Genomic DNA, 12,677 nt, shown 5'->3' with positions numbered 1-12,677 from the left:
TGCATGAGCACTCGCAAAATTCGTAGTTTAGGTTTGGTCTCCGTGGGCGTCATCGCTGGCGTACTCTTGAGCGTAGGACTGAGCGCGGTCGCTCAGCGTGGTGCGCCTCTGCCGCTTGACGAACTGAGACAGTTTTCGAGTGTGTTTTCCGCGATTAAAAATAATTACGTTGAGCCTGTTCCTGATAAAAAGCTAATCAGTGGCGCGATCTCTGGCATGTTGTCAGATCTGGATCCCCACTCCGCCTATCTTGATGCGGATGCCTTCAAGGAGATGCAGAGCGCGACGCAGGGTGAGTTTGGTGGCCTGGGTATTGAAGTCGGTACTGAAGACGGCATGGTCAAAGTGATCTCCCCGATCGAGGACACGCCTGCTGCCCGCGCGGGTATCCGTGCCGGTGATGTGATTACAAAAATCAATGACACATCGACTAAAGGTTTGTCGCTCACTGATGCCGTCAAAATGATGCGAGGCCCTGTCAAGACGCCCATCACGCTGACGATTTCGCGTCAAGGACAGGCCCAGCCTATCGTGATCAAGATTGTCCGCGATACGATTCGAGTGCGTAGCGTGCGCAGCAAAATGTTGCCTGACAATATTGGCTACATCCGTATCGCACAGTTCCAGGAAAAAACCGGTGTGGATCTGGTTCGTCATTTGAAGGAACTCGGTGAGAAAGGCGCGCCCCGTGGACTCATCCTTGATTTGCGTAACGATCCGGGCGGTTTGCTGACGAGTGCGATTGGTGTGTCTGCCGCTTTCCTCAAGCCTGACACGCTGGTGGTTTCTACGGATGGTCGCGCACCGGACTCCAAGCAAAAGTATCTTTCCAATCCGGCCGACTATGCACGTGGCGAACGTGATTATTTGGCAGGTTTGCCAGCCTGGGTCAAAACCGTTCCGATGGTGGTTCTTGTGAACGTGGGCTCGGCTTCGGCGTCTGAGATTGTCGCAGGCGCTTTACAGGATCACAAGCGCGCCACCGTGATGGGTAATCGTACCTTTGGCAAGGGCTCGGTTCAGGTCATCCTGCCTATTTCTGACACCACCGCCATCAAGCTGACCACGTCGCGCTATTTCACCCCTAAGGGGCGTTCGATTCAGGCTACGGGCATCATGCCGGACATCGTCGTGGCAGATACTGCCGAAGGTGACTTGTTCCGTATGTCGCGCGAAGCCGACCTCAAGCGCCACCTCAGCAATAACCGCGCGGGCCAGCCTGAGTCTGACAAAAAAGTAAAAGAAGAGGAGGAAGCACCTCTTGCTGATACGGATAAAGTCTTCCAGTTTGGTTCACCCGAAGATTTCCAATTGAACCAGGCGGTCAATTTCCTTGAAGGCAAGCCCATCCAGAAGGCGGTGCCGCGTAAGAAAAGCGCGAGTGCTGAGTCGGCTGGGGGGAATGCCAAGGGCAAATGAAGGACAGCCAGCTCCTGCGCTATGCCAGACACATTCTGCTGGATGAGTTTGGCATCGAGGCTCAGGAAAAACTACTCGCCGCGCGCGTGTTAGTGCTTGGTGCGGGTGGACTTGGTTCACCCGCCGCTTTGTATCTCGCCTCTGCAGGAGTCGGTCAGATTATCCTGGCTGATCACGATACGATCGAGTTAAGCAACCTGCAACGGCAAATCTTGCATACCGATGCAAGAGTGGGTTGGCTTAAGGCCGAGTCCGGCCGCCAAACGATGCTTGCCTTAAATCCAGATATTTCGGTTGAAGTGCGCACGACCCGTATGGAGCCCGAGTCCTTGCGCTCGGAGATTGCGATGGTCGATGTGGTGCTGGATTGCACGGATAATTTCGCGACTCGTCATGCAGTCAACCGCGCCTGCGTGGAGCATCGCAAACCTCTAGTATCGGGTGCAGCCATTCGTTTTGAGGGACAAATCAGTGTGTTTGATCCCCGAGATCCTGAGGCACCGTGTTATCACTGTTTGTTTCCCGAGGCGGATGATGTCGAGGCCTTGAGTTGTGCGACAACGGGAGTCTTCGCACCGTTGGTGGGTATTATCGGCAGCATGCAGGCTGCCGAGGCGCTTAAAGTGATTGCAGGAATTGGTCGAACACTGAAAGGACGTTTATTGATGCTTGATGCGTTTGATATGCAGTGGCATAGCGTGCGTGTCAAACGTGATCCTGCATGCCCCGTGTGCGCGAACCGAACCTAGTTGCCCTGGTTCAGAAGCAGTTTGAGTTGGGCGTGCATGTGTGTGGAGGGCGCCGCCTGCCAGCCGCTTTGCGCAAAGCGCAACCAGCTACCCAAGACCATGTGTGTCAGTGCCGCGGACAGGGGAGTAATTTCCACCGTTGGATCAAGTGTGCCGCTTGTGACAGCATGTCGCAGTGATTGTTTGAATACCGCGTCAATGCGATCGGTGATCTGACTGACCCGGCCTTGCAGTCTTTCATCCTCGGTTACGAGCGCATCACCACACAAGACACGTGTCATCCCTTTGTTGCGTTCGGCAAACGTCATCAGCATGCAGGCGATCTTGCGCGCTTGTTCAACGCCATTCGGTTCGTTGGCAATGATCTGATTAACAAGTGAAAAGATGGTTGTTTCGATGAACTCGAAAAGACCTTCGAACATCTGTGCCTTGCTGGCAAAGTGTCGATAAAGCGCGGCTTCGGAAAGTTGCATTTTTGCGGCCAGCGCGGCAGTGGTGATGCGTGCCGCGCGTGGCTGCTCAAGCATTTCTGCGAGTGTTTGCAGAATCTGGTGTTTGCGTTCGCCTGTTTTGACCGACATACACTCAAATCCAAAATTAGCTGTTAGAGGGGAAACAGCGCTGAACGCGAGAGAATTTACATACCTTGCATCGTGCGCTTTTGCAGCAACAAATCACCCACGCAGTTTACCCGCAAGTCTACATAGTTGGGACGACCTCGCTTGCCTTTCGCAAAGGGCGTACCGGGGTGAAATACATGAACGGTACGCAAGCCCGCGCGCCTGGCACCGCGCAAATTGGCTGTGGTGTCTTCAACGAGTACGGCTCGTCTTGGATGAATGCCTTCGTGGGCCAGAATGTGCCGCATCAACGAGACGGAGGGTTTGGGCCTAAAGTGTCCATGCAGTCTCATTTGTTCAATTCCCCAAAAGCCATCGAAGCAATGCAGGATCTTGAGGTGTTTCATCACTGCGCGTGCATAATGCAAGGGAGCGTTGGTGACAAGAATTTTTCTGCCTGGCAGACGGCGCAGTTTGTGTGCCAGACCTCGCTCGGCTCGCACAAGCGGCGCGACATCGAAGTCGTGACTGCGCTGTAAGAACTGATGGGGATCGATGCCATGGTGACGGACGAGACCGATCATGGTGGCCCCGTAACGTTTCCAGTAGCTTGTCCGTAAGTGATTGGCAGTGTTCTCGTCTACGTTGAGGCTCTCCATCACGGCGGCGGTCATGCCAAGGTTGATCTCACGAAAAATTTTGTGAGAAGTGTCGTGCAAGGTGTTATCGAGGTCGAATAGCCACACCCTCTCTTTGGCTGTTGATACCGCCGATGAGCGAGCGGGCGTGTGCACGCGGGCTCGCCGCGTGCGAATGGGGGCATGGGGTGCGAACCGCTTGTGAATCACTCTGAGGTGATCATGGTGCCTACGCCGCGATCCGTCAGGATCTCGAGGAGCAGACAGTGCGGAACACGGCCGTCGACGACATGAACCGACTTGACGCCTTTGCGCGCGGCATCCAGTGCAGAGGAGATTTTGGGCAACATCCCTCCGGAAATCGTGCCATCCGCAAATAGCGCGTCAATAGTTTGCGCTGACAAGCTGCGCAGCAATTGACCATCTTTGTTAAGGACGCCGGGCGTGTTCGTCATCATGAGTAGCTTTTCAGCTCCCAGCACTTCGGCCATTTTGCCGGCGACAATATCAGCATTGATGTTATAGGCCAATCCATCCTCTCCGTAACCGATCGGTGAGATCACGGGAATGAACTGGTCGTCCTGCAAGGCCTTGACGACTGCAGGCTCGACCTGTGCGATATCTCCAACAAAACCGATGTCGATCGGATTGGCGGGGTCGTCCTTGTTGGGCATCATTTTTTTACGCGCCTGGATCAGACAGCCGTCTTTACCGGTCAGGCCAACGGCTTTGCCGCCCGCTTCGTTGATCATCAGCACGATATCTTGCTGGACCTGACCACCCAGCACCCACTCTACGACTTCCATCGTTTCGGCATCCGTGACACGCATGCCCTGAATGAACGTGCCTTGCTTGCCGATGCGTCGCAAGGCTTCGTCAATCTGAGGGCCCCCACCGTGCACGACGATTGGATTCAGACCGATAAGCTTGAGCAAGACAACATCATGCGCAAAGCTGCGCTGAAGCACTTCTTCGGTCATTGCGTTACCACCGTACTTGATGACGATGGTCTTGCCATGAAATCGCTTGATGTAAGGCAGGCTCTCGGAGAGCACTTTCGCGACGACTTCGGGAGGCATGGAAGCTGAATGTGGCTGGCTAGTCATGTGGTTGAGGCAACGAGTGTGAGCAAGCGGTGAGTCGGGAGGGTGTGTGGTGCTTTGCGGATTTAGCCCGCCAAGGCTTTTTCAATCGACCTGCGTAATTCGGTTTTGTCGTACAAACCCAAATAACGTTTGATGATATTGCCATTTTTATCGATCAGGAATGCCATTGGGGTGAGTTTGACGTCACCAAAGGCTTTTGCGACCTTGCCTTGTGTATCTAGCGCAACAGTAAAGGGCAGTTTGCGGCTGTCAACAAAGTTGCGAACGAAGTTTGCCGGATCGTATTCCATGGCTACGGCGATCAGATCAAAGCCTTTGTCGTGATACGTGTTGTAGTTTTCAATGTTGTCTGGCATCTGTGCGACGCAGCTGACACAGCTTGTCGCCCAGAATTTGACCAGAACAACCTTGCCACGCAGCTCAGAAAGCTCGATCGGTTGACCGGACAGCGTTGTGAACGTGACGGCTGGTGCTGGTGTTGCCCGGGTATTCATGAGCCAGGCTGTCAGTCCCCCGACAACGACTAACAGCGCGAGAGCAAAGAGCTTTTTCATTGGATAGGGATGGCTTGAGCGCCACCTGTTGGCGGTGCATCGGCACCCATGGAGCCTGATGACCCAGCGGGACTTTCACCAAGGGGCGTCGTTGTCCGACTATTGGTGTTGTTGCCGCCACGTGCCAACTCGTCGAGGCGTTTAGCTTCTTCGGGGGTGATGATTTGGAAAAGTTTCTCGACGCGTCTGACTCCGCTGACCTTGGCAGCCGTGGCTGCGGCCAGATCACCTTCGCGTTGTGTCACCAAGCCCATGAGGTACACCACGCCTCGATCCGTTGTGACAACGATCGTGCGCGAAGGAACGTTTTGGGTGGTTGCAAGCGTTGTCATGACCTTGGAGGTAATCCAGATGTCATTACTCACAACGCTGAAGGATGCGAGTTGCTTGACTACGTCGATTTGATTGGAGACGGATTTGACATTCTCGACTTTGCGGGCAATCTCGGTGGCTCTACTTTTGAACTCTGAACTGATCGTATCGCCAGTCAGCAGGACAACACCATCGTAGGCTGTGACACTGGCCCGAACCGCATCACCGAAATCGGCGCGGAATTGAGCGCTGATTTTCATTTCGATGGATTTGTCTTCGACTTGTTCGCCAACGGTGCGGCGATCAACTACGACGGCGCCTGTCGTAGCGGCAGCGCCGCCAATCAGGAGCGGCACGCAAGCTGTCAGTGTGGATCCTGTGGCGATCAGGGCAGCGCACACGACCAAAGGACGAAGCAATTGTCGATTTAGATTCATGCGGGATCTCCAAGTAGCAGGGTATCTATGCCGTCGCACAAAATGTGCAGCAGAAGAATGTGAATTTCCTGAATGCGCATGGTGCGCTCATGCGGCACGCACAGGTGAATATCATTGTCGAGCAGCATATCCGTGATGCGGCCGCCACCCTTGCCTGTCAGGGCGATGACACGCATGTCGCGTTCGTGCGCAGCCTCAATGGCGTGGATGACATTTGAAGAGTTGCCGCTGGTGGAAATCGCAACAAGTATGTCTCCCGGTTGCCCGAGTGCGTTGATCTGGCGCGCGAAAATCTGATCGAAGCCGTAGTCGTTGCCCACGGCGGTCATGATCGAAGTATCGGTATTCAGTGCGACGCCCGCAAGAGGGAGACGATCCCGTTCGAAACGACCCACGAGCTCCGCAATGAAGTGCTGAGCATCCGCTGCGGATCCGCCGTTGCCACAAGCAAGAATTTTTGCATTGTTGGTCACGCAGCCAAAACACAAGTCGATCGCCTGCGAGAGCGGTTCGACAAGGGTGTCCATGCTGCGACGCGTCGCAGCGATGTTGTCCTCGAAATGGGCGACTAGGTTGTCAGCAATATCCATGGCAATCAACAAGTTCCAGAATCTTTATTATCTCACTTATCTGGGTCCAGACGCAGGGCATCGCGATGCCAGGTCAGGTTGTCTGCATCGAAGGTTGCGAAGTCTATTCGGCATTGGGGCATATGACCGTCAAAGGCCTCCCGGACTAGCTTGGGGAGCCACCAATCGATGGTTTTGAGGAGTCGCTCTTGCTTGGCACGCGTGATGCTTGCTGCGGCGCCGCCCCAGCAGCGACTGCGACGATAACGCACCTCAACGAACACGAGTGTTTGACCATCACGCACGACGAGATCAAGTTCGCCAAAAGGACAACGGAGCTGTGTGCCCAGTAGGTCGCAGCCTGCCGCACGAAGCGCTTCCCATGCGCGGGCTTCATAGTGGTTTCCGATACGCTGGCTCTGACTGCGGTTTGTGTCTTTTGGGTGGCAGGCTTGGGCGCTTGCCTTGTTTTTTTTCGCGAGTCGTTTTTGCCTGCGTCGCCTGGCAAGCGCGGCACGTTGTTGTGCTTGCCAGGCGAGGATAAAAGGGGTCAGGTCTTGTTCGGGAGTTTGCGACATGAAAAGAGAGGCTAGGCGTGACGAAGGGTGATCAGGCGGTCTACACTGACACAATGAATGACACTCGCCAATCCGCAATATCCGAAAATCCCTTGCCAGAAGAGCTGCCGAGCGCGTGGGATCGGCTCGGCAAGCGTATGGAGGGCCAACAATGGCCAACTCAGGCGTTATATGTCGTTGCGACACCGATTGGTAACCTTGGTGACTTGAGCTTGCGTGCCTGGCATGCCCTGAACCGGGCGGACGTCATTGCGGCGGAAGATACGCGCGCGACCAGAAATTTGCTGGAGGCCTGGGGTATAAATACGCCATTAATGGCCGCCCATCGGCATAACGAATCGAGTGCTGCGATCGAAATTGTCAGCCGACTTCAAGCGGGTCAGCGTGTGGCACTGGTTTCTGATGCGGGCTCTCCTGCGGTGAGTGATCCCGGAGGACTGGTTGTCCAGGTTGTGCGGGCGGCTGGTTTGCGTGTGATTCCTTTGCCGGGGGCGAGCGCATTGATCACGGCGCTGATGTCGACAGGGGTGACGACGGATGAGTCGCCGGGGTTTGTCTTTGCTGGTTTTGCACCGACAAAGTCCGGAGCAAGGCAGCGGTGGTTCAGACAATGGACGCAGTTACCCGTTGCCACGGTTTATTACGAGGCTCCCCATCGCATCATCGCCAGTACGATGGATTTACTGGCGGTTGTGGGACCTGCCCGTCAGCTGAGTTTTGCCCGCGAATTGACTAAACGGTTCGAGGAAATTGCCTCGATGCCTGTTTCTGAGGCGGCTGCCTGGTTGGGCGCTGATCCACATCGCGTACAAGGTGAGTATGTGGTGGTTGTTCATCCCGAGCAGACCGTGCAGGATGAAGAACTTGCGCATGAGACGCGCGCGTCGGTTGACGCCTGGCTCGATGCCTTGCTTGAGACGATGTCGGTGCGTGATGTGGCCCGTGTGGCTGCGCAGGCAACCGGCCTGACTCGCGACGCACTGTACGCCAGAGCGTTGGCGCGTAAAGCGCAGCGGGAGTAGTATCGGCCGACTGGTTTGGGCGCGCGCTGTCCTAGGGGGCGGCAGCTATGCTTGTTGACAGGCCTGTGGTGCTGCGCAAGCGCTCACCAGCTTGTGTGGCGGCCTCTCGGTTGGCGAAGGGGCCGATCCGGACTCTGTATAAATTACTCGTGCTTTGGTCAATATTGATCCCTGCGCCGAGATCGGCAGGCACTTTACCGCTGAGTTCTGATACAAGGGATTGCGCGCGAGCCGGATCGCTAAAGGCGCCTGCTTGCAGATAAAAACTGACTCCGCCAACTGCTGGCGTAGAACGTGACACCGCTGCGACAACTGGCGCCACTGCAGGTGTTTGTGCGGGTGCTTGTACAGGTGCGGGGGGCGGCACAGGTGAAGGAGTCGGCGCTTGCGCTCGCCAGCCACGAATTTCCTCGGGCATGATGCGTTCGACGATCACCTCGGCGCTGCCCGGCGCAAGGACGCCAAGTTTGTAGGCCGCCACATAGGAGAGGTCAATGACCCGACCCGCTAAAAACGGTCCCCGATCATTGACGCGCAAGACAACGGTCTTGCCCGTGGACACGCGCGTGACGCGCACATAACTTGGAATAGGTAAGGTCGGATGCGCTGCTGTCATGGCATACATGTCGTAGCGCTCACCACTCGAGGTGGGCTTGCCGTGAAATTTTCTGCCATACCATGAGGCGCGACCCTGAACGCGGTAGGGGCGTCCACTTGTATCAGGGGTAAAACTTTTACCGAGAGCCGTGTAAGGGCGATTCGGTCCGCGGGCCAAAGGCTCGATTTTGGGTACGGCATCTGGCACGCGGTCGAGATTTGCCGGAGGATTATCTCCTGGACCGTCGTCCTTGTAATAGCCGCCCCCTTTGCGAGAGCCACACGCGGCGATGAGCCCACACAGCGCGCAGACGCCCAGAAGACGCAGCAAGCGGACGATCGGGCGACTCATCCGGCGAGCTCGGGTTGGTGGCGATGCCGAACGAGCAGTTGCTGTTGATCGGCAAAGCGTTTGGCAAGGGCTTCCACGATGTATACCGAGCGATGCTTGCCACCCGTGCAGCCGATCGCGACGGTCAGGTAGCTGCGCGTGTCTTCTGTATAGCGCGGTAGCCATGTGCGGATGAATGTTTCGATATCCTTGATCATGTGAGCGACGTCCGCAAAACTTTCGAGCCAAGTGGCGACTTCTGCGTCTTTACCGGTCAAGGGGCGAAGTGTCGGGTTGTAATGAGGATTCGGTAGACAGCGAACATCGAAGACCAGATCCGCATCGCGGGGGACCCCTTCTTTGAATGCGAAGGATTCGAAGGTCAGTAAAAGTGGTTTACGGTCGGCTTTGATCAGGTCACGAATCCAGGCGCGCAACTGGCCTGGCATCAGTCCGGAGGTGTCAATCACGTGGCCTAAATTGCGCAGGTCGCTTAATTGATCGCGCTCGAGCTGTATGCACTCCTCCAAGGAGGCGTTGATCCCTTTTTGAGTCAGACGTTCAGCCAAGGGGTGTCGACGGCGTGACTCCGAATAGCGGTGCACCAGAGTTTCATCATCCGCATCTAAAAAAATCAGGCGAAATTCAGTGTGCGCAGCTTTCAAAGCGCTGATCACAGCAGGCATCTCTGCGAGCTCGCCAGGAGAGCGCACATCAATCGCGACAGCGATGCGGTTGGCCGCGTCGTCCCGCATGGAGGTGATAAAGTCTTGCAAAAATTTGAGCGGGAGATTGTCGACACACACGTAACCAGCGTCTTCTAGCATGCGCAAGGCGACAGACTTGCCTGAGCCAGAAATACCTGTCAGCAGAACGACCTTGAGCTGTGACATGTCAATCCTGTCCTTGCGCAATGGCGGCGGATTGGCGCTCCATGAATTCGGCGAGCGTATCAATACCGCGAAGTTTAAGAATCGTGTTTCGCACGGCTGCTTCGACAAGTACGGCGAGGTTGCGACCGGCGGCAACTTGCAGCATGACTTTACGGATCGGACAGCCTAGCATGTCTTGTGTCATATCTTGTAGCGGCAAACGCTCGAACTTGTCTTGCGCAGTCGCACGCACGAGATGCACAATGAGTTTGAGTTTCATTTTGCGGCGTACGGAGGTTTCGCCAAAAATCGTCCGTATATTGAGCAAGCCCAAGCCGCGCACTTCGAGCATGTTGCGCAGCAACTCCGGGCAGTGCCCTTCGATCGCATGCGGTGCAGTACGCGATAACTCGACTGCGTCATCGGCAACGAGTCCATGGCCGCGCGAGATCAGTTCCAGCGCGAGTTCGCTTTTCCCTAGACCTGATTCACCGGTAATCAGTACGCCGAGGCCGAGCACATCCATGAATACGCCGTGCACGGTTGTGGTGGGCGCCAGACGCCTGCCTAGATAAATTCGCAGCAGATCAATCAGTTCGGCAGCGGGTACTGTGGTCGACAGTAACGGCACATGGCTATTTTCGCAATTGAGAATCAAATCCTCAGTAGCCGGTAAATTGTCTGCGAGCAAAATCGCAGGAACGCCACCCGCAAGCAACTCTTCGAGATGGTGTCCACGCCTGCGCGTATCGAAGCGGGTGTAATAGTCCATTTCTTCGCGTCCAAATACCTGGATACGCGAGGGGTGAATCAGGTTGAGGTGACCAATAAGGTCCGCCGCAGCCATTCCGTTGTCGGGAATCAGTCGGTCCGCCGCGGACTGTCCGGCAATCCATTTGAAAGAAATGTCTTCGGCGTTGTCATTTACAAGGTCCTGCACCGTCAGCATAGCGACTCCATATTGGGGTGAGGAGGCCGACAGGAATAATGTCTAGGCCTGACCGGTTGTCAAAAGTTGATGGACGACGTTGGGATCGACCTCGATAGCGAGGCGCTCTCGCAGGGAAGCGTCTGAGAGGCGCTGCGCGACCTCGGCCAGTATATCGAGATGTTGCTGGGTCTCAGCCTCTGGCGCGATAATAAAAAGCAATTGATTGACAGGTTCGCGGTCGGGTGCATCGAAAGCAATCGGACGCGCGAGCCTGAAAAAGGCTGCGGCAGGATGTTTGATGCCTTTGACGCGACCATGCGGTACTGCGATGCCGCGACCCAGACCAGTTGAACCGAGTCGCTCCCGTGCAAACAGGTTGTCATATACGGCCGCGCGTTCGATTCCGTTGTTGTTTTCAAATAAAAGGCTCGCCTGTTCGAAGGCTCGCTTTTTACTGGTGACGGAGAGATCGAGCACGATGTTGCTCACAGGCAAGATACGCGACAGAAGTTTCATGTCGACGATTATATGCTGCAGTGCGCTCTAATGATGATCAGTCGTAGTCGGTTTGTGGACACAAAAATGCCCGCCAATTCGGCAGGCATTTGGTTCGCCTTTGGCGAATGAAAGCTATGCGCGACTAAATTTTATGCAGTTTCAAAAATTTGTCGTTTGACAGCGAGATGGTGGTGGTTTTGAGTCCGCGATTTATGTTGCAGAACTTTGCGGTCAACTTTGTCGATCAACAGATCGATGGCCGTGTAAAGATTGTCTTCGGAGGCTTCGCAGTGAATGTCTTTGCCGCGGAGGTGGAGCGTAATTTCCGCTCGGTGCTTGAGTGGCTCGAGTGACAGGATCACCTGCGTATCGATCACATGATCAAAGTGGCGCACGACGCGCGTCATCTTTGTATGGATGTATTCCCGGATGGCTGGGGTGACGTCAAGATGATGACCAGTAATGTTCAGGTTCATTGCGTACTCTCCATAAAAGGGATAAGGCGAATGACAAACATGCACGAATGTTTGACGTGGAGTATTTTTGTCGATGGTTCCTTTGTGTCGTTTGAATAATTTCAGTTTAGTGACTTGCGCAAAGAAATCAAGGGTATAAGCCCTTATTTATTGCGTTCGATCAATCTTTTTACGGTGCAATGCAGCAGAAACGATTGACGGATGGGCAATCGTTCCCTCTTTGGCTTACATTTTGAAATGTTCGCCCAAATAGACGCGGCGAACAGAAGCATCGTTGATGATTTCTTCTGGTTGGCCAGTGGTGAGAACCTTGCCCTCGCTGATGATGTAGGCGCGGTCACAGATGCCAAGCGTTTCACGGACGTTGTGATCAGTGATCAGCACACCGATGCCTCTGCTCTTGAGAAAACGCACGATGCGTTGAATTTCGATGACTGCAATGGGGTCAACACCTGCAAACGGCTCGTCAAGCAGGATAAAGCGCGGACGCGTCGCAAGTGCGCGCGAAATTTCGACTCGTCTGCGCTCGCCCCCCGAAAGCGAGAGTGCGTTGTTCTTGCGAATATGTGTGATTTGTAATTCTTCGAGCAGAGCGTTGAGTTGCTCTTCGATTTTTTTAGAAGAAAACTTTTTTCCCGCGTTGTCGATTTGGAGCTCGAGTACGGCCCGAATATTTTCCTCAACGGTCAAACGGCGAAAAACCGAGGCGTCTTGGGGAAGGTAGGAGAGACCAAGCCGCGCGCGCTTATGGATCGGCATGCTGCTGATCACGGTATCGTCGATTTCGATTCGCCCCGCATCGGCGGCCACGAGTCCGACGATCATATAAAAGCTGGTTGTTTTACCGGCACCGTTCGGTCCCAGCAGGCCGACAACTTCCCCGCTTTTGACCGAGATGGAAACATCTTGCACCACCATTCTTCCACCATAGGACTTGCGAAGACCTGTTGCGCTCAGTTGACCGGGCGTGGCGAGGGCTTGCGAATCAGGGCTGGATGAAGCGTGGGATGTTTGCATAAGTGAAACTT

The 12,677-nt window shown here is 54.9% G+C and carries 16 protein-coding genes; 3 read left to right on the top strand and 13 right to left on the bottom strand.

The genetic code is table 11. The features are described 5' to 3' along the window. Nucleotides 1–3: 3 nt before the first annotated feature. Nucleotides 4–1,419 carry a S41 family peptidase gene (locus tag QWY27_RS07035; RefSeq protein ID WP_290196114.1) on the top strand — a complete coding sequence of 472 codons (1,416 nt, stop codon included), beginning with the start codon at nt 4–6 and terminating at the stop codon, nt 1,417–1,419. After that, entirely contained in the window at nt 1,416–2,168 is a 753-nt protein-coding gene (locus QWY27_RS07030) for a HesA/MoeB/ThiF family protein (protein ID WP_290196112.1), read from the top strand. Before QWY27_RS07035 ends, QWY27_RS07030 begins: the two co-directional genes overlap by 4 nt. Here the strand turns inward: QWY27_RS07030 and slmA are convergent. The 7 genes from slmA to QWY27_RS06995 all read right to left on the bottom strand — a co-directional run bounded on the left by slmA (nt 2,165) and on the right by QWY27_RS06995 (nt 6,922). Continuing rightward, a complete protein-coding gene (gene slmA, locus QWY27_RS07025; protein WP_290196110.1) occupies nt 2,165–2,749 on the bottom strand; it encodes a nucleoid occlusion factor SlmA in 585 nt (194 codons plus the stop codon). The genes QWY27_RS07030 and slmA overlap by 4 nt on opposite strands. Nucleotides 2,750–2,805: 56 nt before the next feature. After that, nucleotides 2,806–3,522, bottom strand: coding sequence for a pyrimidine 5'-nucleotidase (locus tag QWY27_RS07020; protein WP_290196108.1), 717 nt, complete (start codon nt 3,520–3,522; stop codon nt 2,806–2,808). 50 nt (nt 3,523–3,572) lie between these two features. Next, the gene (gene argB / locus QWY27_RS07015; protein WP_290196106.1) at nt 3,573–4,472 is read right to left on the bottom strand and encodes an acetylglutamate kinase; all 900 of its coding nucleotides are present in this window, start codon (nt 4,470–4,472) and stop codon (nt 3,573–3,575) included. Nucleotides 4,473–4,534: 62 nt separating this feature from the next. Beyond that, on the bottom strand, nt 4,535–5,026 hold the full coding sequence (locus QWY27_RS07010) for a peroxiredoxin family protein (protein WP_290196104.1): 492 nt from the start codon (nt 5,024–5,026) through the stop codon (nt 4,535–4,537). Next, the gene (locus tag QWY27_RS07005) at nt 5,023–5,775 is read right to left on the bottom strand and encodes a BON domain-containing protein (RefSeq protein ID WP_290196102.1); all 753 of its coding nucleotides are present in this window, start codon (nt 5,773–5,775) and stop codon (nt 5,023–5,025) included. Before QWY27_RS07005 ends, QWY27_RS07010 begins: the two co-directional genes overlap by 4 nt. Continuing rightward, nucleotides 5,772–6,365, bottom strand: coding sequence for a phosphoheptose isomerase (locus QWY27_RS07000; protein ID WP_290196101.1), 594 nt, complete (start codon nt 6,363–6,365; stop codon nt 5,772–5,774). Before QWY27_RS07000 ends, QWY27_RS07005 begins: the two co-directional genes overlap by 4 nt. A 32-nt stretch (nt 6,366–6,397) precedes the next feature. Then, on the bottom strand, nt 6,398–6,922 hold the full coding sequence (locus tag QWY27_RS06995; protein WP_290196099.1) for a YraN family protein: 525 nt from the start codon (nt 6,920–6,922) through the stop codon (nt 6,398–6,400). A 77-nt stretch (nt 6,923–6,999) separates the two neighbouring features. On the opposite strand from QWY27_RS06995, the gene rsmI reads away from it, so the two are divergent. Next, nucleotides 7,000–7,944 (top strand): 16S rRNA (cytidine(1402)-2'-O)-methyltransferase, encoded by a 945-nt coding sequence (gene rsmI, locus QWY27_RS06990; protein ID WP_435433456.1) that lies wholly within the window; start codon nt 7,000–7,002, stop codon nt 7,942–7,944. A 31-nt stretch (nt 7,945–7,975) separates the two neighbouring features. Here rsmI and QWY27_RS06985 read toward each other — a convergent pair whose 3' ends face one another. The 6 genes from QWY27_RS06985 to lptB all read right to left on the bottom strand — a co-directional run bounded on the left by QWY27_RS06985 (nt 7,976) and on the right by lptB (nt 12,666). Then, complete coding sequence (locus QWY27_RS06985) at nt 7,976–8,893, bottom strand: septal ring lytic transglycosylase RlpA family protein (protein WP_290196097.1); 918 nt, start codon at nt 8,891–8,893, stop codon at nt 7,976–7,978. After that, nucleotides 8,890–9,765, bottom strand: a complete 876-nt coding sequence (gene rapZ / locus QWY27_RS06980; protein WP_290196095.1) for an RNase adapter RapZ — start codon at nt 9,763–9,765, stop codon at nt 8,890–8,892. Before rapZ ends, QWY27_RS06985 begins: the two co-directional genes overlap by 4 nt. 1 nt (nt 9,766) lies before the next feature. Continuing rightward, nucleotides 9,767–10,693, bottom strand: a complete 927-nt coding sequence (gene hprK, locus QWY27_RS06975) for an HPr(Ser) kinase/phosphatase (RefSeq protein WP_290196094.1) — start codon at nt 10,691–10,693, stop codon at nt 9,767–9,769. A 42-nt stretch (nt 10,694–10,735) separates the two neighbouring features. Next, the gene (locus tag QWY27_RS06970; RefSeq protein WP_290196091.1) at nt 10,736–11,191 is read right to left on the bottom strand and encodes a PTS sugar transporter subunit IIA; all 456 of its coding nucleotides are present in this window, start codon (nt 11,189–11,191) and stop codon (nt 10,736–10,738) included. A gap of 131 nt (nt 11,192–11,322) precedes the next feature. Further along, complete coding sequence (gene hpf / locus QWY27_RS06965) at nt 11,323–11,649, bottom strand: ribosome hibernation-promoting factor, HPF/YfiA family (protein ID WP_290196089.1); 327 nt, start codon at nt 11,647–11,649, stop codon at nt 11,323–11,325. Between the two features lie 225 nt (nt 11,650–11,874). After that, nucleotides 11,875–12,666, bottom strand: coding sequence for an LPS export ABC transporter ATP-binding protein (gene lptB / locus QWY27_RS06960; RefSeq protein WP_290196087.1), 792 nt, complete (start codon nt 12,664–12,666; stop codon nt 11,875–11,877). Nucleotides 12,667–12,677: the final 11 nt, after the last annotated feature.

The sequence above is a fragment of the Zwartia vadi genome (assembly GCF_030410375.1).
Lineage (GTDB): Bacteria > Pseudomonadota > Gammaproteobacteria > Burkholderiales > Burkholderiaceae_B > Zwartia > Zwartia vadi.
This window is presented reverse-complemented; position numbering and strand designations above follow the sequence as displayed.